Genomic DNA, 20,810 nt, shown 5'->3' on the forward strand with positions numbered 1-20,810 from the left:
AAGTAATAACCATGGTATAATGTCGTATTTTAAAATCAGGATGAAATTATGTAACAATCTGATTTTAAGCTGTTTTACTTAAAGTTAATTCTTTTGACTTTACGACTTTTAAACTTTCGACTTACTTAATTAGCGAATTCGCGGTAAATAAAAAAATATGAGCTTAAAAGTAATTGCCTTCGATGCCGATGATACCTTATGGATCAACGAAACCTATTTTGATGAAACGGAGAAAAAATTCTGCGGTTTGATGGAAGATTATTTATCGCATCAGGGAATTTCTAAAGAACTTTTCAAGGTCGAAATTGACAATCTGAAATTATACGGCTACGGAATCAAAGGCTATATTCTTTCGATGATTGAAGCCGCGATGAATATTTCGAATAATACCATTCCTATTGAAATAATCGAAAAAATTATTCAATATGGAAAAGAATTGCTGGAGAAACCTATCGTTTTATTGGATGGTGTTCAAGAAACTTTAGACGCATTGAACGGAAAATACAAATTGGTTGTAGCTACCAAAGGCGATTTATTAGACCAACGCCGAAAATTGCACAATTCTGGTTTGGGACATTATTTTCACCATATAGAAGTGATGTCAGACAAACAGGAAAAAGATTATTCCGATCTCATCAAACGATTGGAAATACAACCTTCGGAATTTTTTATGATTGGCAATTCCTTAAAATCAGATATACTTCCGGTTTTAGCTATTGGCGGACATGCCGTTCACATTCCGTTTCATACCACTTGGGCACATGAAAAAATTGACCATAAAATAGAACACGAAAATTTCATTGCTTTCAAAAAAATAACAGACGTTTTAAAACGATTGGAATTACGATAAATCCACCAATCCAATTGGCTAAAATTAGAGTATGCGAGTGCATTTGTCGGATCTGTTCTGTCTTAAATTTAGCCCCTTTAAACCTCTTTTTTAAGTAAAAAAGACACAAATTCAGCATATAAATACCTATTTTGAGCTATCAAAAACGCTTTAAAACATTCAAAAAATGCCCGTTTTAGTACATTGTTTATTACAATTGGAACGAATCCTTATATAATTTACTCTTTACCGGCTATCCTCCATTTTTGTACTGTAGGTTTGTAAAAACTTTAAATTTTTATATGATGAAAAAAATCATACTTACGTTAGTTTTTGCTTCAGCGATTACAACTTTAAGCGCTCAAACAGAACCTCAGAAAAATACTGAAAACGATTACAACAAATGGTCTGTTGAATTAGCAGGTGGTGTTAATAAAACACAAAGACCAATGACTGCTGGTTATTTCACCTCTACACCTAGTCCTTTTGTTGCTGATCTTGGAGTTCGATATATGTTCAACAACAAATTTGGTTTAAAGGCTGACATTGGATACAACAGCTTCCAAGGCAAAAACAATTCAATTGATTTTGACACTAAATATTACAGAGCAGATATTCAAGCCGTCGCTAATTTAGGAAGAATCATGAATTTTGAAACATGGACAAACACTCTTGGTTTATTGGGTCATGCAGGTTTTGGTTTAGCACAATTAGAAGACCAAAATTCGGCGTTGAAAGACAGAATGGGTAACTTTATGGCCGGTGTTACAGGTCAAATTAAACTATCAAACAGAATTGCTCTAACGGGAGATTTCACAACTATTCTTAATGCTGCGCAAGATGCCGCTTTTGATGGTGCAAGTACTCGTGATGCCAGAGGTTTCTCAGGGATTCTTTTTAATGGTACAGTAGGTTTAACAGTTTACTTAGGTAAAAACGAAAAACATGCGGACTGGGTTATCGATCACGAAGGTAAATTTGATGCAATTGATACAAGATTTATGGCTATCGAAAATAAAATGCTGGATACGGATGGAGATGGCGTAGCTAATTATTTAGATCAAGAAGAAAATACCCCTGCAGGAGCTTTGGTTGACACAAAAGGAAGATCAATTGATAAAAATAACAACAATGTTCCTGATGCTACAGAAGCTTACGTCCTAGAGAATTATGCTAGCAAAACCCCCGATAGTAACGTTGTATATGATAACGAACTAATCAAAAGTTTAATTAATGGTGGTTATGTTGCTGTTTATTTTAACTTTGATCAATCAAGACCAACTGACGTATCTACAGAAGCTACTAGTTTTATTTTAACATACTTGAGAGACAATCCTTCTGCTTCAGTAGACATTATTGGCCATGCTGATGAATTAGGAGGATCTGCTTACAATGATAAATTATCTACAGCAAGAGCTAACCATGTTAAAACTACATTGGTAAAAGCTAACATTGATGCATCAAGATTGAATGTTGTTGCAAACGGTGAAGATACCTCTGTAGATAAAAATTCAGTAAATGCAAGAAAATTAGTTAGAAGAGTTACGTTCTCCGTAAAATAAGCTTCATACTTACTTATAAAAAAGCCCTAAAGGAAAATTTCTTTAGGGCTTTTTTTAGAACTACACCTTATCTAACTGTTCCATTTTAGAATAGAGAATCAACTAACTCCTAACTATTCACAAAGAATAGCTGTACTTTTGAACTTTAAATAAAATCCCTTCATTTTGAGAACCCTTTTAGATATAGAAAATTGGCCCAGAAAAGAACATTTTCATTTTTTTAGACAATTTGAAGAACCTTTTTTTGGAGCCACAGTCAAAATTGATTGTACGAAAGCTTATGCAGCTGCAAAAGCACTAAATTCTTCTTTTTTTAATTATTATTTACACCAAACATTAGTAGCGGTAAATACCATTGAATCTTTTAAGTATCGAGTTTCAGAGGACCAAATATATATTTGTGACCAAATTAATGCTTCAGCTACAATTGGTCGGGAGGACGGCACTTTCGGATTTTCTTTAATCGAATACAATGCTGATTTTGCAGTTTTCAAAACGACCTCCGCTACAGAGATTGCCCGCATTCAAACCACAACAGGACTTTTTACCCGAACCTTTGAGGAGGATAACGTGATCCATTTTTCAGCAATTCCGTGGCTGGATTTTTCCTCTTTATCCCATGCTAGAAGTTTTTCCTTTCCGGACAGCTGTCCAAAAATATCTTTTGGCAAAATGAAAGTCTCCCCTAGTGGCAAAAGAACCATGCCCTTGTCTGTTCATGTACATCATGGATTAATGGACGGTTTTCATCTGGGACAATTTGTGGATTGTTTTCAGGAATTGATGAATCAGTAGTGACTTATTTTTTTTAACTTTACTAAAAACTAAAATTATGCTATCTAAAAATATTGAAATTGCCCTAAACAAACAGATTCGCATTGAAGCAGAATCCTCGCAAACCTACCTTTCTATGGCGTGTTGGGCTGAAGTGAGCGGACTGGAAGGAATTGCTCAATTCATGTTTGCCCAATCTGACGAAGAGCGCCTGCACATGCTCAAATTAATCAAGTATGTAAATGAACGTGGTAGCCATGCAAAAATAACGGACTTAAAAGCCCCAAAAACTACTTATGAAACCTTCAAAGATATGTTTGAGGAACTTTATAAACATGAAATTTTTGTTTCGGATTCGATAAATGAGTTGGTACACATCACTTTCTCTGAAAAAGATTATGCCACACATAACTTTCTGCAATGGTATGTTGCCGAGCAAATTGAGGAAGAAGCGACCGCAAAATCTATTTTGGACAAAATCAACTTAATAGGAGATGACAAAGGCGGTTTATACTTATTTGACAGAGACTTACAACAAGTGGCGCTTGTCAAACCTGCTATTTAAATGTTAAAATTTATTTAGAACAGATAAAAATAACATACATTTGCCTTAGTTTTTAATTCTTTATAAAAATTGGAAAAGAAAAAAAAGGAAAAGAAAAAAAAGGAAAAGAAAAAAAATCAAAAAGAAATCCTTAAAACCATTAAGATTGCAGAAAACTGCAAATCTAAATGTTGCAAAAAATTCAAAAAAGGGGAAGACAATCGCTGTAAGCGGTGTCCGTTGTTTGATTTATTAAAAAAAGTATCCTGATTCAAAACATAAATGCCCTCTGATACAGAGGGCATTATTTTATTGCTTCGTCTTGAAAAACCTATTTCCCTAAAAGCAAAACATCATCAACGACAACTTCAGTGATGTAACGTTTTTCTCCATTTTTATCGTCATAACTTCTATGGGTTAATTTTCCTTCAATGGCAATTTCTTTTCCTTTGGTAACATATTTCTCTATGATTTCAGCCGTTTTTCCCCAAGCAACGAGTTTGTGCCATTGGGTTTCTTCTACTTTTTCTCCTTTGTCGTTTTTGTAGCTTTCATTTGTAGCTAAGGAAAAATTAGCTAGTTTTTTTCCTCCGTCAAATGATTTGATTTCCGGATCATTTCCTACATGTCCAATTAACTGTACTTTGTTTCTTAATGTGCTCATGGCGTATACTATTTAAATGTTAGTGTATGTTTGTTGAATTGGTCTTTCAAATCAACAGGGCAAAGATGCGATCATAGCTAAAAAGCATTCGGTTGTTAACTATTTACTTTCGGTTGTAACTATTTGTAACCGTTTGTAATTGGTAAATTTTAGCTATATTTGATAAAATCATTATTTCATGCAAGCCAAAATAAACAAAGTAGAGTTACGAAATCTAGCGATTGAAGACTATAAAGAGCTCAAAAAATCAATGGTAGAATCGTATCCGGAAATGGTAGGTTCCTATTGGAGAGAACATCATATTGAAAAATTATTGAGCATTTTTCCGGAAGGCCAACTCGTAATCTTAGTAGACGGCAAAGTTGTAGGCTCTGCATTATCGCTAATTGTGGATGAAAGCTTAGTAGACAAAAACCATAATTATTCTGATATAACAGGAAAATATACCTTTTCGACCCACAATCCACAAGGGGATGTCTTGTATGGAATAGATGTGTTTATTCATCCAAGCTACAGAGGACTCCGCTTGGGAAGACGTTTGTATGACGCCCGTAAAGAACTATGTGAACAATTGAATCTGAAAGCAATTGTTTTTGCCGGCAGGATTCCAAATTATGGGCAACACGCCAAAACCCTCACTCCTAAAAATTATATCGAAAAAGTAAAAAGAAAAGAGCTACACGACCCTGTGCTTTCTTTTCAGCTGAGTAATGATTTTCACGTAATCCGGGTCATGAAAAACTATCTGGAAGGCGATACCGATTCTAAAGAATTTGCCGTTTTACTAGAATGGAATAATATTTATTACGACGAAAGCCCTAAATTAATAAACCTCAAGAAAAGTGTCATCCGCCTGGGACTCGTTCAGTGGCAGATGCGCCAACTCAACAATCTGGAAGCTTTATTTGAACAATGTGAATTTTTTGTTGATGTCGTTTCCGGGTATGGCAGTGATTTTGCATTATTTCCAGAACTCTTTACCGCTCCGTTGATGGCGGATTACAATCATTTGTCCGAGGCAGAAGCCATACGGGAATTAGCCAAACATTCAGAGCCTGTTCGCAAACGCTTTCAGGAGCTAGCCATTTCGTACAACATCAACATTATTACAGGAAGTATGCCTCATTTAGAAAACGGCACGCTTTACAATGTGGGTTTTTTATGCAAGAGAGACGGAACTTCAGAAATGTATGCCAAAATTCATGTTACTCCAAACGAAGTACAACACTGGGGGATGACTGGAGGATCACAAATTAAGACCTTTGATACCGATTGTGGTAAAATAGGCATCATGATTTGTTATGATGTTGAATTTCCGGAACTCTCTAGATTAATGGCAGATGAAGGCATGAATATTTTATTTGTCCCGTTCTTGACAGATACTCAAAACGCCTATACCAGAGTCAAACATTGCGCACAAGCCAGAGCGATTGAAAACGAATGTTATGTAGCCATAGCAGGATGTGTAGGAAATCTTCCAAAGGTAAACAACATGGATATTCAATATGCGCAATCAGCAGTATTTACACCTTCTGATTTTGCTTTTCCAAGTAATGGAATCAAAGCCGAAGCAACCCCAAATACCGAGATGACACTCATTGTTGACGTAGATTTAGATTTACTGAAAGAGCTTCACGAGCACGGTAGCGTACGCATTCTAAAAGACCGTAGAACTGATTTATACGATATCAAAAAAATAAATCCATGACAAAAACCTGCTTAGAATGTGAAGATAAAATTGTAGGCCGTGAAGATAAAAAGTTTTGCAGTGACGGATGTCGCAACGCCTACAACAATAAAATAAACAAAGACAGCACTAATTTTATGCGCAACATCAACAATAAGTTGCGTAAAAATTACCGCATTCTAATTGAACTTAATCCCGATGGAAAATCAAAAACCACCCGCGCAAAATTATTAAGCAAAGGTTTTGATTTTGAATTTTTTACTAATATTCTGCGAACCAAAACAGGAAATACTTACTATTTCCTGTACGATCAGGGGTATTTAGTTTTAGACAATGAGTATTACATGCTAGTCAAAAAAGACATTTAACACCGCATCCAAATCCACTTACTTACCATGAAAAAAGATTATTTCTCCATTTTTGCCGGTTTGTTTATTTCAGTAACCCTAGCGTTAATCTACTTTACGATGATGCCGCAATGGACTTCCAATGATCAAGGGTCCCTTACTGAGTTTTCGACCCAAAGGGCTTTGAATCACATCAAATCCATTTCAAAAAAACCTCATTATGTAGGCTCCGACAATCATGATGTGGTCGCAAATTACCTCCTGAAAGAGCTAAAAAAGTTAGGACTGCAGACTTCTGTTCAAACCGGCTATACGCTAAGTGACTGGGGAAATCTTGTACAATCAAAAAACATCTTGGCTCGTATCAAAGGTTCTAATAGTTCCAAAGCCTTGTTGTTGCTTTCACACTATGACAGCGCACCCCATTCCTACTCGCCTGGAGCTAGTGATGCGGGTTCCGGTGTAGCTACAATTCTGGAAAGTGTTCGGGCTTTTTTATACAATAAAACCCCGCATAAAAACGATATTATTATTCTGTTTTCGGATGCAGAAGAGTTAGGACTTAATGGTGCTGCACTTTTTGTAACCCAACATCAATGGGCAAAACAAGTGGGACTGGTACTCAACTTTGAAGCCCGTGGTTCTTCCGGCCCCAGCTACATGCTGATGGAAACTAACAATGGAAATGCAGGATTAGTAAAAGAGTTTGCTGCTGCAAAAGCGACTTTTCCAGTATCTAATTCCTTGATGTACAGTATTTATAAAATGTTACCCAACGACACTGATTTGACCGTTTTTAGGGAACAAGGCGATATTCAGGGCTATAACTTTGCATTTATTGACGACCATTTTAACTACCATACCGCTCAGGATGACATCCAGCATTTAAACAAAAATACGCTGGCTCATCAGGGTTCATATTTAATGCCGTTGTTAAATTATTTTTCCAATACGGATTTAAATGCGGTGCAATCCAGTGAAGAGTATGTCTATTTTACCATTCCATACACTTTTATAAGCTATCCTTTCAGTTGGGTTTTGCCTATGGTTCTACTGGCCTTAGCGTTGTTTCTTTCGCTATTATTTATAGGAAGAGCCAAACGCCTTATATCAGCCCGAGAAATTGTAAAAGGATTCATTCCGCTGTTTGGTTCCCTGACGGCAACGGGAATAATTACCTTTTTTGGATGGAAAGGATTGCTGCTCGTCTATCCTCAATACACGGATTTGCTGAACGGATTTACCTATAACGGACATGCTTACATAGCTGCTTTCGTACTGCTGGCTTTAGCAATAAGCATGGTGTTTTATCATTTATTTTCATGTCGTAAAGTCAACATCAATCATTATGTAGCGCCATTATTTATTTGGATTGTGATTAATGCCATCATAGCTTTTATGTTACCGGGAGCTGGATTCTTGATTATTCCGGTGTACTTTGGTCTATTCCTTTTTGGGGTTTTCATTGTGACTCAAAAATCAAGCGAAACATTAAATCTTATTTTTAGCATTCCTGCTTTGATCATTATAGCTCCTTTTATCCAAATGTTTCCTATCGGTTTGGGACTAAAGGTATTGTTTGGAAGTGCCCTTCTTACCGTATTGATGTTCGGATTATTGCTGCCTATTTTTGGGGCTTTCGCCAAAAAGGGAATCTGGTCTATACTCCTGCTTTTGCTTTCCATTGGCTTTTTTGCGAAAGCGCATTTAGAGTCGGGATACAAACCCGGAAAAGCGAAGTCAAATAGTTTATTATACCTCTATAATGCTGACACAGATCAAGCCAATTGGGCCACGTATGACACCAATCTCGATTCCTGGACCACAGGCTATTTGGGTGTAAACCCGAAAAAGGCAACCAATTTGAACGAAATTCCGTTGTTTAGCAAATACAATTCTGGTTTTACCTATGCTGCCAAAGCTCCTAAAAAAGCGATTCCGAAACCAACTATCGCATTTCTGGAAGACCGAATTATAGGAAATCAAAGACATGTCAAAATAAAAATTTCCCCGAACAGAAACATTAATCGCTATGACATTTTTGCCAATGAAAAAATGATACTTCATAATTTAAAAGCGAATGGCGTGACTACACTAGGTCGGAAAAATTCAATTTACCAGCGAAAAGGAAAGAAGATATTGAGTTATTATGTGGTAGGAAACGCCCCTTTAGAATTGCAGTTTAGTTTTAATGCTGCAACTGCGTTCAACATGGAACTGTTAGAAAGTTCTTTTGACCTACTTTCCAATCCTTTATTTGAAATCACGAAAAGAGAAAACTGGATGATGCCAACCCCTTTTGTTTTGAACGATGCGGTTGTCATTAGGCAAAAAATAAAAGCGAGTCCGGTTGTTGTGAATACTTTGAATACTACTGTAACAAATCCTGTTGTAAAAGATAGTTTAGCAGTAGTGAAAGACAGTTTGAAAAAATTATGATGGAATTTCTTTAAGGTCACATTTTATGACCTTGAATAAATTTAAATTTATGAGAATGCACGGCCACCAATTGTAACCGCATATAAATTTGAAAATTACGATTGATTACAAAAAACGAAAATGACAAAAATTAGTGTTCTGGGTTGCGGATGGCTGGGTTTGCCTTTGGCGAAAGCCTTCCTTTCAAAAGGATTTTCCGTGAAGGGCTCGACGACTTCTACAGCGAAATTAGACGTATTGAAAAATGCCGGAATCGCTCCTTTCTTAATTGCGCTTTCAGAAAATAAAACCACAGGAAACCTTTCTGATTTTCTGGAAAATTCTAAAATTTTAATCATTGATGTCCCACCAAAACTTCGTGGTTTAGCGCAAGAAAACTTTGTTGCCAAGATTAGAAATATGATTCCATCTATCGAAAAATCTTCTGTTGAAAACGTACTTTTCATCAGTTCGACATCTGTTTATAATGATGAAGCTATTTTTGTTACTGAAGAAACTATCCCAAAACCGGATACGGAAAGCGGCAAACAATTACTGGAAACAGAACAGCTTTTGCTAAACAACAGTCATTTTAAAACGACGGTATTGCGTTTTGGCGGATTAATTGGCCAGGACCGCCATCCTGTAAAATTCTTGGCCGGCAGAGAAAATCTTGACAACCCTAATGCAACCATTAACTTAATTCATCAAGACGATTGTATTGGAATCATTGAAAAAATTATTGAAACGGATTCATGGAATGAAACCTTCAATGCAGTGGCTCCATTTCATCCTTCTCGAGAACAGTACTACACCCAAAAAGCGAAGGATCTGGATTTAGCTTTGCCAAAATTTAATTCTGAAGAAAATTCAACTGGAAAAATAATTTTGAGTGCTCGCATAGAAACGGTTTTAAAGTATACTTTTACGAAACCAAATTTGTAATGTGAGAACTAAAATTAAGAATGCCGTTTCGTCCAAAATAGACACTATTGGACTGCCAATTTTGGCTTTGTGTTGGGTCAGTTTTTTTTGGGGAACTACCTGGATTGCTTCTAAAGAAGGCGTGAAACACATGCCCGCCTTACAACTTGTCGCCATCAGACAATTTTTAGGAGGATTCCTGTATATTTCCTATTTTTTATTTAAAAAGGCGCCTTGGCCAAAGGGAAAACAATGGAAAACGATCATCATTCTAAGCATTCTTAATTTTGTTTTAAGCAACGGATTAAGCACTTGGGGCGTCAAGTATATCAGTAGTGGTCTAGGCGCAATTATTGGCGCTTGTGTCCCTTTATGGATTGTGATCATTACTTTTTTTAGAGGCGAACGATTATCCAGAGTATCAGTTGTGGGTTTGATTATCAGTTTCAGTGGGGTTTGTGTGATTTTTTACGACCACCTGAGTGATTTTTTGATTCCTAGTTTCAGATTTGGAATAATCATTTCCATAATTTCTACTTTAACTTGGGCTTTTGGCACCTTGTACACGAAGAAAAAAGCAGCCACTTTTAATCCGTATTTTAGTTTGGGACTGCAAATGTTTATTTCTAGTATTTTAGTTTTCGCCTACACTGGCGCAACTGGAATTTCCGTCAAATTAAGCGAAATTCCTGCTGCTTCCTGGTGGTCTATCGCTTATTTAGTTGTTTTTGGTTCCATACTTACTTTCATTGCCTTTATTTATGCTCTTCAAAATCTTCCTGCGGAGATCAGTAGTGTGTATTCCTATATCAACCCAATTATTGCCGTGATTTTAGGCGCAATAATCTTTGGGGAAACCCTCAATACTGCCATAGCCGTAGGAGGTGGCGTCACCTTATTTGGCTTGTATCTGGTGAATTATTCGCTGAGAAGAACCCGAAAAAACAGTATCAAAACAGAATAAAAAAAGTCCCATTTGCTCAGGCAAATGGAACTTTTTCATACTACAAGATAATTTTTATACCTGTATTTTTTTCTGGACTGAAGCTACGTCTCTGTGTCATTCGACTAAGGAGAAATCACATCAGGATCATACTCTGGTGAATAATTTCTACCAGATTTTTACTCTCTTTTCTGGAGCAATGTACATTCCATCATTTTCTTTAATATCAAAGGCTTGATAAAACGTATCAATATTTTGCAAAGGCACATACGCACGGTACATTCCTGGAGAATGCGGATCTGTTTTCACTTGATTTTTCAAGGCTTCATCACGCATTTTGGAACGCCAGATCGTTGACCAGGAAATAAAGAACCGTTGTTCCGGAGTATATCCATCGATTAATCCCGGGTTTCCGTTTGCTTTCAGGTACAATTGCAAACCATCATAAGCGGCATTTACGCCTCCTAAATCTCCAATGTTTTCACCAAGCGTGAATTTACCATCTACAAAAGTTCCTGGAATAGGTTGCAAAGCGCTGTATTGAGCTGCAAGCGCTCCTGTTAAAGCAGAGAATTGTTTCAAATCTTCAGCGGTCCACCAATCTACTAAGTTTCCGTCAGCATTGTAACGCGATCCCGAATCATCAAACCCATGTGAAATTTCATGCCCGATAACGGCTCCAATTCCACCATAATTTACGGCTTCATCTGCTTGATAATTATAAAAAGGCGGTTGCAAAATAGCTGCTGGAAATACAATTTCATTATTTGATGGGTTGAAATAGGCGTTCACCGTTTGTGGAGACATGCCCCATTTTTCTTTATCGACTGGCTTGTTCAATTCAGCTATATTTTCTTCAAAACGCCATTTTGCCAAGTTTTTAACATTATCAAAATACGTTCCGCCTTCTTTTGGACTTTTAATGGTCAAGGCTGAATAATCTTTCCATTTGTCTGGATATCCAATTTTTATTCTTGATTTATGCAGTTTAGCAAGTGCACTTACCTTAGTTTCTGTAGACATCCAAGGCAAATTATTGATTCGGTTTTCGAAAGCAAGAAATATATTTTTGATCATTTTTTCCGCTTTGGCTTTGGCTTCAGCCGGAAACATTTTCTCTACATATAATTTCCCTAACGCTTCTCCAACCGTTCCGTTGATGGTTTGAAGTGCTCTTTCGTCACGTGGTCTTTGACTTACAGCGCCCGTCAGGGTTTTTCCGTAAAACTCCCAGTTTGCGTCTTCAATAGTAGTTGACAATTGACTTGATGCTCTGTTTAATAAAGTCCAACGCATGTATGCTTTCCAGTCTTCTACTTTATTTTCTTTGAAAATTGTTTCTAAAGCAGTCATATATTTAGGCTGCGACACTATCAAGGAATCCACTTTAGGCAATCCTATTTTTGTGAAATAATTATCCCAGTTGATTGAAGGCGTCAGTTTTTGTAAATCTTTAACCGTCATTGGGTTGTATGATTTACGACGGTCTCTTCTTTCTACTCTATCCAATCTTGGTTTAGACATGGCGATTTCAAGTGCCAGGATTTTTTCGGCATTCGCTTTAGCAACTACCGGAGTATCACCAAGGTACTGTAACATTTTAGCAACGTGAAGCACGTATTTAGCTCGTTTTTCTTTAGAGTCGGCATCTTCAGAAACATAATAATCTCTGTCTGGCAAACCTACGCTACCCAATCCTACATTAATTACATTTCTATTGCTGTTCTTTGCATCAGTGCCTACACTGGCTCCCACAAATCCAATACCGCCAATTGGCTCCATTTCAATTAATAATGCCTCTAGGTCTTTCGCATTTTTAACTGCGTTTATTTTTGTCAAATACGGCTTTAAAGGCGCTATCCCAAGCTTATTTCTTCCTATGGTATCTAATATCGACTGGTATAAATTAACGGCTTTCCCTTGATCAGTATTTGATTTATAACTCGGATTCTTAGTGGCTTCCTTCAAGATTGCCAAAGCATCGGCATCTGTTTTTTGACGCAATTCATCAAAACTTCCCCAACGGGTTCTATCAGCTGGAATTTCTGTATTATCCAACCATGTTCCATTCACATAGCGAAAAAAATCATTGTTGGGTTGTACATTCTTGTCCATGTGGTTCACATTGATTCCTGGCTCTTTCGCCACGGCTGTGTTCTGGGCTTGACTTACCGTAAAACCCATGATTGCAGGAATCACAAAAAGCAACTGCTTATTGATGTTCTTTTTCATTTTTAATATATATTTAGTTAGTTTTACAAAGCTATCAATAAAACTTTTAACTTCTTGTTAAATTTTATCCCAATAAGATTGTGTTAATTTGAATTAAAAACAAATTTCGTTTTCGTATTTTTGTATTAAAATAACATTATGTTACGAATTTTAAAAAAATACCGAATCTTTTTAGGCGTCTTCCTGGTTTTTTCTGCAGTCGTTTTATCCTTATTTTATTCGGCCTTAAAGCCAAAAAAAACACTTCCTATTTTTAATCCTTCTGATGTAAATCCGGAATTAGTAGACAGTACGATTCAGTATAAAAGTAAATACCATACCATTGCTGATTTTTCGTTTGTCAACCAAAACGGAAAAACCATCACCCAAAAAGACTATGAAGGAAAAATATATGTGGCTGATTTTTTCTTTACCACTTGCGGCTCCATTTGTCCAAAAATGACCACCAATTTATCGGATATCCAGAAAGTTTTTGCCAATGACCCCAAGGTGAAGTTATTGTCGCATACTGTTTTTCCGGAGACGGACAGCGTTCCGGTTTTGAAGGCTTACGCCAAAAAATATAAGGTAGATGCTTCAAAATGGAATTTAGTCACCGGCGATAAAAAAGAAATTTATGAGATGGCCAGAAAATCGTATTTGGCCGTTAAACTGGGAGAACCAAGCGAATTATACGACATGGTTCACACGGAAAATTTTGTATTGGTAGATACTAAAAAAAGAGTTCGTGGGTTTTATGACGGTACTAACAAAGAAGACATGAAACGATTAATCGACGACATTCATTTTTTGAGTGCCGAATAAGATTAATTGACCTTTAATTTCTTCGCCTTTTCTGATAAATCCCATCCCAATCCATGCATTTTTTTTGTCTTAATTAAGGTTTAAATGTGATATTTATCATTTTTATTTGTATTAAAATGTGTATTTTTGCAATCTTAATTCAATCTAAATAAGGTTTGCAAACAACGATAAATTCTCTCAAAAAAGGCGAAAAGGCCATTATAAAAGACTTTGACATTGATACAGTTCCATTAAAATTATTGGAAATGGGTTGCTTACCGGGCAATCTGGTAGAATTACTTCAAATTGCTCCTTTTGGCGATCCTTTATATTTAAACATCAATGGTTCACACGTTGCTATCCGATTGGAAACTGCCCGTGAGATTGAAGTTGAAATACTAAAAACCAATTTATAATGACCAATCAAAATATCAATGTTGCTTTAATTGGAAATCCTAACACCGGAAAAACCTCTGTTTTTAATCAATTGACGGGTTTGAATCAACAAGTAGGGAATTACCCTGGAATTACCGTTGAAAAAAAGATGGGTTTTTGCAAATTACCCAATAACATCAAGGCTAATATCTTGGATTTACCGGGAACCTACAGCCTAAATGCCAGTTCGATTGATGAAAACGTTGTCATTGAATTATTACTGAATAAAAACGATAAATTATACCCTGATGTAGCCCTTGTAGTTACGGATGTGGAGAATCTAAAACGAAATTTATTACTTTTTACCCAAATAAAAGACCTTGAAATTCCAACCATATTAGTCATCAACATGGCCGATAGAATGAAATTCAAAGGAATTACGCTGGATATTCCGTATCTTGAAGCGCACTTAAAAACAAAAATTGCGCTGATCAGTTCGAGAAAAGGTTTTGGAATTGATGAACTAAAAAAATTGATAGTCAACTACAAATCCCTTTCGAATGAACCCTGCTTGAATGCCTCAAGCATTGATCCGGAATATTTTAATACTTTAAGAAAAACATTTCCCAACCAGCTCTTGTATAAATTATGGCTGGTCATTACTCAAGACGTCAATTTCCTGAATTTAGACCGAAATGAAATCCGAAATTCATTTACTAAATCGCATTCGGATCTAAAGCGTTTGCAACAAAAAGAAACCATAAAACGCTACCAATTCATCAATGACGTCTTGAAAACAGGATTAAAAGTCGATGAGACAATTGCTAAAGATTTTCGCAGCAAACTGGATCGCGTCCTGACTCACAAGATTTGGGGTTATGTGATTTTCTTCATGATTTTGTTTGTTATTTTTCAATCTATTTTCGAATGGTCTAAAATTCCAATGGATTTCATTGACGGTACCTTTGCTACAATAAGCGCTCTTGCTGCCGAGCAATTACCGGCCGGCGTTTTAACCAATCTAATTTCGCAGGGAATAATTCCTGGAATTGGAGGTATTTTGATCTTCATCCCTCAAATTGCTTTCCTATTTATGTTTATTTCAATTCTTGAAGAAAGCGGTTACATGAGCCGAGTTGTTTTCCTGATGGATAAAATTATGCGTAAATTTGGATTATCAGGGAAAAGTGTAGTCCCACTTATTTCCGGTACGGCCTGTGCGATTCCGGCAATTATGGCAACCCGAAACATTGAAAACTGGAAAGAACGATTGATCACCATCCTGGTCACCCCATTCACGACCTGCTCCGCCAGATTACCTGTTTATGCCATAATCATTGCTCTGGTAATTCCGGATACTCGTGTTTTGGGTTTTCTGAACATGCAAGGAATGACCTTGATGCTGTTGTATCTTTTGGGTTTTGGAACGGCTATTTTTTCAGCGTACATATTGAATAAAATCCTTAAAATAAAAGGAAAAACATACTTTGTGGTAGAAATGCCCAATTATAAATTACCGCTTTTCAAAAACGTAGGTATTAATGTGATCGAAAAAACAAAAGCCTTTGTTTTTGGTGCCGGAAAAATCATACTGGCTATTTCTATAGTTTTATGGTTCTTAGCTTCGTACGGACCAGGAGAAAAATTCAATGATGCAGAAACCATTGTCACTGAAAACACCAAAAATAATCCGTTACCTGAAGCTGAATTTGAGAATGCAGTGGCCTCCCAAAAACTGGAAAACTCTTATATCGGAATCATGGGAAAAGCCATTGAACCTGCTATTTCTCCTCTGGGTTACGACTGGAAAATAGGAATTGCCATCATCAGTTCCTTTGCCGCCAGGGAGGTTTTTGTGGGAACATTAGCCACTATTTACAGTGTGGGTGGTAGCGATAATGAAGTTACTATTAAAAATAAAATGGCTGCCGAGATTAATCCGGTTACCGGAGAAAAGGTTTTTAATTTTGCTTCCGGAATATCACTATTACTTTTTTATGCTTTTGCTTTGCAATGCGCCAGTACACTCGCCGTTACTAAAAAAGAAACCAATTCCTGGAAATGGCCGGCAGGACAATTGATCTTTATGTCCGGATTTGCGTATGTTGTTGCTTTAATTGCATACCAAATTTTAAAGTAATCACACACTACAATGGTTTTAAAATCACTCGTATGAGTGTGAGTGAAAAAAGCTAAAATTTAAAAAAATTAAAATGCAGATCTTAGCCTTTTGCCGTGCGATTTGATTACTTATTAAATAACTCCAAGTTGGATAAACAATTTGCGAATTAGCAGCAAAAGAAATTAAGAAGATCAAGCAAAATAGGATAAAGCACTTGGTTATACATGCTTTTAAGACTCATAAATTTAATTCCTTTATGAGAACTAAGTAATAGGAACGATATATTGTCACATATTATAATGTCAAACCTTCAATAAAGACTGAGGTTGAGTTAAAAACAAATACGACATTATTTTAATCTCATTACTTATATGTCAACAAAAGTTAAAATGTCAAATTTTTATTATTTTTAATTTGTCTAAATAAGATTTAGGTTCTACATTTGCAGTGTAGAATTAATCTAAATAAAAATGAAAAATATTATAATTATCGGCTCGCTATTAATTACGTCCGTTTTGTTTGCACAAGAAAAGGAACTTACAAAAACTCAAAAAGATAGTATTGAAAGTTTAAACGAAGTTATTATTACCACCGATGCGATCATTGGAAGTAAATTTAAAGCCAAAAATAAAGCCGGATCAACATATTTTATCTCTCCAAAAGAATTAAAAACCTTTAATTATGATGATGTTTCCAGGATTCTAAGAACCGTTCCCGGCATCAATATTCAGGAAGAAGAAGGGTTTGGACTCCGCCCAAATATTGGTATGAGAGGAACCAGCCCAGATCGTTCGAGTAAAATTACACTAATGGAGGATGGCGTTCTAATAGCACCTGCTCCTTATGCCGCTCCTGCCGCGTATTATTTCCCAACAGTAAACAGAATGCAGTCTTTCGAAATTGTAAAAGGAGGAAGTCAAATACAATACGGTCCTTATACTACCGGCGGCGCCATCAATATGGTTTCTACTCAAATCCCAAATCGTTTCAAAGCCCGAGTTGTAGCCAGCATTGGTAGTTTCAATACCAAAAAAACATACGTAAATATTGGAGATGAACGCAAAAATTTTGGTTACGTTTTAGAATACAACAACCGAAATTCAGACGGATTTAAAAAAATAGACAACAGTTCTAAAAACACCGGTTTTCAGGGAAATGATTATGTTGCTAAATTTAGAATTAATACGGATCTCGATGCCAAAATCTTTCAATCCTTAACCGCTAAAGTCCAGTTTGGCGAAGATTTTGCCAATGAAACTTACCTTGGTTTGACCGAAGACGATTACAACAAGAGTCCTTACAGAAGGTATGCCGGATCAAATGAAGATTATCTTGATACGGAGCACAAACAAATCATGTTGACCCATTTTATTCAACCCTCAAAAAATTTCAACATCACCACAAAGGCCTACAAGAATGATTTTGCCAGAAATTGGTATAAACTTGATGCCTTAAAACTTGGAACTACAAAAGTAGGAATCAATTCTATATTAATTGATCCAATAAAGTATAATGCGGAATATTTAGCTTTAACAGGAGCTAATAACACTGCTGATAATGCTTTATTAGTTAAAGCCAACAATCGGATGTACGAGGCCAAAGGAATCCAATCAGTAGCCAATTATAATTTTGCAACAGGAGCGCTGAAACACGATTTTGATTTTGGATTTCGCTACCACGAAGATTATGAAGATCGCTTTCAATGGGTTGACGGATACGCCATACAAAATGGAGTGATGAATAGAACTTCAAACGGAACTCCAGGCACAGATGCAAATAGGATTACCTACGCCGAAGCAATTGCCGCTCATGTGCTTTATACGATTACCTATGACAAATTTACGTTCTCGCCAGGAGTCCGATATGAAAATATCAATTTAGAATCGATTAATTACGGGAGCAACGATATTACAAGAACCGGGACAAATATCGTAAATGCAAATAACCGTTCTGATGTTTGGATACCGGGAATGGGAATTCTGTATAAAATAAATGAAGATTACAATGTGTTTACGAGTGTTCACAAAGGGTTTTCTCCTCCGGGCGCTAAAGTTGGAGAAGATGCCGAAAACAGTATCAACTCAGAACTGGGTTTTCGCTTTCAAAAAAATGCCTTTTACGGAGAATTGATTGGCTATTACAATGATTTTTCTAATTTACAAGGTTCGGATAACATGTCCGGTGGCGGAACTGGAACTGGAGATTTATTCAATGCAGGTGCTGCAATCGTAAAGGGAATTGAATTTTTGGCCACGTATGAAATCCTGAAAAATTCAGAAAAAGGATATAAACTACCGCTTAGCTTTTCCTATACTCTGACGGATACGAAATTAAATAGTAACTTTAACAGCCCAATATGGGGAAATGTAACACGTGGAGATGAGATTCCGTACATCGCCAAAAATCAATTTGCTCTGACTGCCGCTTTCGAAACAGAAAAATTCAATTTGGCCATCAGTGGAAAATATGTAGATGCGTTTAGAACATTGGCAGGAACGGGAACTATTCCGTCCCAAAACAAAGTAAACAATAATTTTATTGTAGATTTCTCAGCAAGATACCACCTTAGTCAAAAAGTGAGCCTGATGTCGAATATCATTAATTTAATGAATGAAAAGTATGCCGTTTCAAGAGTTCCAGCAGGATTAAGACCTGGAATGCCTTTTAACATCAATTTTGGAATTATGGCACAGTTGTAAAAAACTTTCTCATTAGTTTAACTCAAAAAAGCAACCTCTTTTGGTTGCTTTTTCTTATTTTTACAATATGGATATTCAAGAAATTTTAGCTTTTTTTGCCCTTGGAATAGCACTTGCTTTTTTGATTAAAAAATTCTTCCTCAAAAAGAAAAAATCAGATAAAAATTGTGGCAGTGGTGGTGATTGCGGCTGCCATTAAAATTTTATTTCGTATTTAAACGTTAAAAAAGAGCCCATGTAAAATGTTTGGTAGTAGTCTGAACTATCTTAAAAAACAATAAGTCTGTGCTTTCTTTAAAATATAAAAAAAGTGCGGTACTTTAATAGAATGAATTTTTAGACTCAATATCAACAGTTTACGTTTGTATGTTTTAGAAAATGTTTTCAAATTTGAACTCGTATCTAATTTGACTTTGAACATGATTTTAGTTTTATCCCTACAAAAATTGAAATTATGGTACTATTATGAATTAGTAATCCGTATGCGATTAGACCATCATAATTTTAACAAAAATCTGATATATAAGTTATATATATTTAATCCCAATGAAAATATTTTTCATTTTGCTATAGTGATATGCAGTCATTCAGTAGTGATATAAAAAGTTATTTTAAATACCCAATTTTCACATAGTATTCACTCGGGTTGATTTTGACACCTTCTTTTGGATACGGAAGAACACTATAGTTTTTTATGTTTTTTTGCTTTTTAGGCAAATATTTAGAAAACCACTCTTTATTTTCTTTTTCGTTTTTCATCGAAAAAACCAATATCTTGTTTTCAATTAATTTTGAATCTTTGTAAACAGAAACGACTCCCGAAACTTCCCCTTCCCAAATACAAGTAACCCCTTCCGGACAACGGGAATCGGAAGAAATCGATTTTAGAACCAACTGAAAACCTTTTTGATTGGGACATATTTTCTGATGTATTGTACTGTATTTGACCTTTTGGGATTTTGGGATTTGCGCCAAAACTGCACTGCTGATAATCATACAAAGGAATACTACTGACTTTTTCATAAACGCGGTTTAAAAGATAAAGCTACGCTTCTTTTTAATAACAAATGGCAAAAATTAAAAACCCTATCCCAAAGCCACATCCAGAACCATCATCACTATAAATCCGCCAACAAATCCCAGTGTGGCAATATCGGTATTTTTATCCTGTTGCGTTTCCGGTATCACTTCTTCCACAACTACAAAAATCATTGCGCCTGCGGCAAAAGCCAAAGCGTACGGTAAAATTGGGGTAAAAAACGTGACTGCAAAAGCGCCTAAAACAGCAGCAACAGGTTCTACCAAAGCTGATGATTGTCCGTACATAAAGCTTTTTCTTCTACTCATTCCCATACGACGCAACGGCATGGCCACGGCAATTCCTTCGGGGAAATTCTGAATTCCAATACCAATGGCCAAGGTAACAGCGCCCGCAATGGAAGCCTCCGGAATCCCGGCAGCCACTCCCCCAAAAAGAACCCCTACGGCCAATCCTTCAGGTATATTGTGCAGTGTAATTGCCGAAACCAGTAATGTAGTACGCTGCCAAGGCGATTTAATTCCCTCCGTAACTTTAAAATTAATGTGAAGATGTGGCAATACTTTATCAATCCCAAAAATGAACAAGGCACCAAGAAAAAAACCAAAAGCTGCGGGAATCACTTTTTGAAAACCTTCGCCGCCGGTCATTTCTATAGCTGGAGCCAATAAACTCCAAAAACTTGCAGCAACCATTACGCCCCCGGTAAATCCGAGCATTCCGTCCAGTACCGTCCGGTTCATGGTTTTAAACAAAAAAACAAACGAGGCTCCTAAGGCCGTAAGAAACCAAGTGAATAAACTCGCATACAAAGCGGCTAATATTGGGTCGATACTCGTAAAATAATCTACTACAGATTGAAACATAA

At 36.3% G+C, this 20,810-nt stretch carries 18 protein-coding genes; 14 read left to right on the forward strand and 4 right to left on the reverse strand.

Annotation, left to right across the window (positions count from 1 at the left end; translation table 11 throughout):
- The first annotated feature begins 157 nt into the window (after positions 1 to 157).
- The 4 genes from EKL97_RS00620 to EKL97_RS00635 all read left to right on the forward strand — a co-directional run bounded on the left by EKL97_RS00620 (position 158) and on the right by EKL97_RS00635 (position 3,730).
- The gene (locus EKL97_RS00620; protein ID WP_126457686.1) at positions 158 to 850 is read left to right on the forward strand and encodes an HAD family hydrolase; all 693 of its coding nucleotides are present in this window, start codon (positions 158 to 160) and stop codon (positions 848 to 850) included.
- A 284-nt stretch (positions 851 to 1,134) separates the two neighbouring features.
- Positions 1,135 to 2,391, forward strand: coding sequence for an OmpA family protein (locus EKL97_RS00625; RefSeq protein ID WP_126457687.1), 1,257 nt, complete (start codon positions 1,135 to 1,137; stop codon positions 2,389 to 2,391).
- A 165-nt stretch (positions 2,392 to 2,556) separates the two neighbouring features.
- A complete protein-coding gene (locus tag EKL97_RS00630; protein WP_126561401.1) occupies positions 2,557 to 3,186 on the forward strand; it encodes a chloramphenicol acetyltransferase in 630 nt (209 codons plus the stop codon).
- Between the two features lie 37 nt (positions 3,187 to 3,223).
- The gene (locus tag EKL97_RS00635) at positions 3,224 to 3,730 is read left to right on the forward strand and encodes a ferritin (RefSeq protein ID WP_126457689.1); all 507 of its coding nucleotides are present in this window, start codon (positions 3,224 to 3,226) and stop codon (positions 3,728 to 3,730) included.
- A gap of 310 nt (positions 3,731 to 4,040) precedes the next feature.
- On the opposite strand, the gene EKL97_RS00645 is transcribed toward EKL97_RS00635, so the two are convergent.
- Positions 4,041 to 4,373: a single-stranded DNA-binding protein gene (locus tag EKL97_RS00645; protein ID WP_126452160.1), complete on the reverse strand. Its 333-nt coding sequence runs from the start codon at positions 4,371 to 4,373 to the stop codon at positions 4,041 to 4,043.
- 178 nt (positions 4,374 to 4,551) lie between these two features.
- On the opposite strand from EKL97_RS00645, the gene EKL97_RS00650 reads away from it, so the two are divergent.
- From EKL97_RS00650 to EKL97_RS00670, 5 genes are all read left to right on the forward strand, one after another.
- On the forward strand, positions 4,552 to 6,081 hold the full coding sequence (locus tag EKL97_RS00650) for a bifunctional GNAT family N-acetyltransferase/carbon-nitrogen hydrolase family protein (RefSeq protein ID WP_126452162.1): 1,530 nt from the start codon (positions 4,552 to 4,554) through the stop codon (positions 6,079 to 6,081).
- Positions 6,078 to 6,428, forward strand: a complete 351-nt coding sequence (locus EKL97_RS00655) for a hypothetical protein (RefSeq protein ID WP_126567777.1) — start codon at positions 6,078 to 6,080, stop codon at positions 6,426 to 6,428. Before EKL97_RS00650 ends, EKL97_RS00655 begins: the two co-directional genes overlap by 4 nt.
- 27 nt (positions 6,429 to 6,455) lie before the next feature.
- On the forward strand, positions 6,456 to 8,846 hold the full coding sequence (locus tag EKL97_RS00660; RefSeq protein WP_317125225.1) for a M28 family peptidase: 2,391 nt from the start codon (positions 6,456 to 6,458) through the stop codon (positions 8,844 to 8,846).
- A 120-nt stretch (positions 8,847 to 8,966) separates the two neighbouring features.
- Positions 8,967 to 9,770: an SDR family NAD(P)-dependent oxidoreductase gene (locus tag EKL97_RS00665; RefSeq protein ID WP_126567779.1), complete on the forward strand. Its 804-nt coding sequence runs from the start codon at positions 8,967 to 8,969 to the stop codon at positions 9,768 to 9,770.
- A 1-nt stretch (position 9,771) separates the two neighbouring features.
- A complete protein-coding gene (locus EKL97_RS00670) occupies positions 9,772 to 10,713 on the forward strand; it encodes a DMT family transporter (RefSeq protein WP_233579252.1) in 942 nt (313 codons plus the stop codon).
- A gap of 147 nt (positions 10,714 to 10,860) precedes the next feature.
- Here EKL97_RS00670 and EKL97_RS00675 read toward each other — a convergent pair whose 3' ends face one another.
- Entirely contained in the window at positions 10,861 to 12,924 is a 2,064-nt protein-coding gene (locus EKL97_RS00675) for a M13 family metallopeptidase (RefSeq protein WP_126452174.1), read from the reverse strand.
- A gap of 138 nt (positions 12,925 to 13,062) precedes the next feature.
- On the opposite strand from EKL97_RS00675, the gene EKL97_RS00680 reads away from it, so the two are divergent.
- The 5 genes from EKL97_RS00680 to EKL97_RS00700 all read left to right on the forward strand — a co-directional run bounded on the left by EKL97_RS00680 (position 13,063) and on the right by EKL97_RS00700 (position 19,102).
- A complete protein-coding gene (locus EKL97_RS00680; protein WP_126567780.1) occupies positions 13,063 to 13,728 on the forward strand; it encodes an SCO family protein in 666 nt (221 codons plus the stop codon).
- Between the two features lie 155 nt (positions 13,729 to 13,883).
- Positions 13,884 to 14,123 carry a ferrous iron transport protein A gene (locus EKL97_RS00685; RefSeq protein ID WP_126457695.1) on the forward strand — a complete coding sequence of 80 codons (240 nt, stop codon included), beginning with the start codon at positions 13,884 to 13,886 and terminating at the stop codon, positions 14,121 to 14,123.
- The gene (feoB, locus tag EKL97_RS00690) at positions 14,123 to 16,222 is read left to right on the forward strand and encodes a ferrous iron transport protein B (protein WP_126457696.1); all 2,100 of its coding nucleotides are present in this window, start codon (positions 14,123 to 14,125) and stop codon (positions 16,220 to 16,222) included. Before EKL97_RS00685 ends, feoB begins: the two co-directional genes overlap by 1 nt.
- 452 nt (positions 16,223 to 16,674) lie before the next feature.
- Positions 16,675 to 18,903, forward strand: a complete 2,229-nt coding sequence (locus tag EKL97_RS00695; protein WP_126552767.1) for a TonB-dependent receptor family protein — start codon at positions 16,675 to 16,677, stop codon at positions 18,901 to 18,903.
- A 67-nt stretch (positions 18,904 to 18,970) separates the two neighbouring features.
- Entirely contained in the window at positions 18,971 to 19,102 is a 132-nt protein-coding gene (locus tag EKL97_RS00700) for a FeoB-associated Cys-rich membrane protein (RefSeq protein WP_126457698.1), read from the forward strand.
- Between the two features lie 407 nt (positions 19,103 to 19,509).
- Here the strand turns inward: EKL97_RS00700 and EKL97_RS00705 are convergent, their stop codons facing one another.
- Complete coding sequence (locus EKL97_RS00705; protein ID WP_126457699.1) at positions 19,510 to 19,926, reverse strand: hypothetical protein; 417 nt, start codon at positions 19,924 to 19,926, stop codon at positions 19,510 to 19,512.
- A 63-nt stretch (positions 19,927 to 19,989) separates the two neighbouring features.
- The gene (locus EKL97_RS00710) at positions 19,990 to 20,808 is read right to left on the reverse strand and encodes a ZIP family metal transporter (protein ID WP_126457700.1); all 819 of its coding nucleotides are present in this window, start codon (positions 20,806 to 20,808) and stop codon (positions 19,990 to 19,992) included.
- Positions 20,809 to 20,810 lie beyond the last annotated feature (2 nt).

This window comes from Flavobacterium sp. LS1P28, from assembly GCF_003970335.1.
Classification (GTDB): domain Bacteria; phylum Bacteroidota; class Bacteroidia; order Flavobacteriales; family Flavobacteriaceae; genus Flavobacterium.

What these genes read in the sequence shown, in the direction of transcription:
- EKL97_RS00675 (WP_126452174.1), bottom strand. Translation starts at nt 12,924, where the DNA reads ATGAAAAAGAACATCAATAAGCAGTTGCTTTTTGTGATTCCTGCAATC.
- EKL97_RS00650 (WP_126452162.1), top strand. Translation starts at nt 4,552, where the DNA reads ATGCAAGCCAAAATAAACAAAGTAGAGTTACGAAATCTAGCGATTGAA.
- EKL97_RS00625 (WP_126457687.1), top strand. Translation starts at nt 1,135, where the DNA reads ATGAAAAAAATCATACTTACGTTAGTTTTTGCTTCAGCGATTACAACT.
- EKL97_RS00620 (WP_126457686.1), top strand. Translation starts at nt 158, where the DNA reads ATGAGCTTAAAAGTAATTGCCTTCGATGCCGATGATACCTTATGGATC.
- EKL97_RS00655 (WP_126567777.1), top strand. Translation starts at nt 6,078, where the DNA reads ATGACAAAAACCTGCTTAGAATGTGAAGATAAAATTGTAGGCCGTGAA.
- EKL97_RS00695 (WP_126552767.1), top strand. Translation starts at nt 16,675, where the DNA reads ATGAAAAATATTATAATTATCGGCTCGCTATTAATTACGTCCGTTTTG.
- EKL97_RS00700 (WP_126457698.1), top strand. Translation starts at nt 18,971, where the DNA reads ATGGATATTCAAGAAATTTTAGCTTTTTTTGCCCTTGGAATAGCACTT.
- EKL97_RS00645 (WP_126452160.1), bottom strand. Translation starts at nt 4,373, where the DNA reads ATGAGCACATTAAGAAACAAAGTACAGTTAATTGGACATGTAGGAAAT.
- EKL97_RS00665 (WP_126567779.1), top strand. Translation starts at nt 8,967, where the DNA reads ATGACAAAAATTAGTGTTCTGGGTTGCGGATGGCTGGGTTTGCCTTTG.
- EKL97_RS00660 (WP_317125225.1), top strand. Translation starts at nt 6,456, where the DNA reads ATGAAAAAAGATTATTTCTCCATTTTTGCCGGTTTGTTTATTTCAGTA.
- EKL97_RS00635 (WP_126457689.1), top strand. Translation starts at nt 3,224, where the DNA reads ATGCTATCTAAAAATATTGAAATTGCCCTAAACAAACAGATTCGCATT.
- EKL97_RS00705 (WP_126457699.1), bottom strand. Translation starts at nt 19,926, where the DNA reads ATGAAAAAGTCAGTAGTATTCCTTTGTATGATTATCAGCAGTGCAGTT.
- EKL97_RS00710 (WP_126457700.1), bottom strand. Translation starts at nt 20,808, where the DNA reads ATGTTTCAATCTGTAGTAGATTATTTTACGAGTATCGACCCAATATTA.
- feoB (WP_126457696.1), top strand. Translation starts at nt 14,123, where the DNA reads ATGACCAATCAAAATATCAATGTTGCTTTAATTGGAAATCCTAACACC.
- EKL97_RS00680 (WP_126567780.1), top strand. Translation starts at nt 13,063, where the DNA reads ATGTTACGAATTTTAAAAAAATACCGAATCTTTTTAGGCGTCTTCCTG.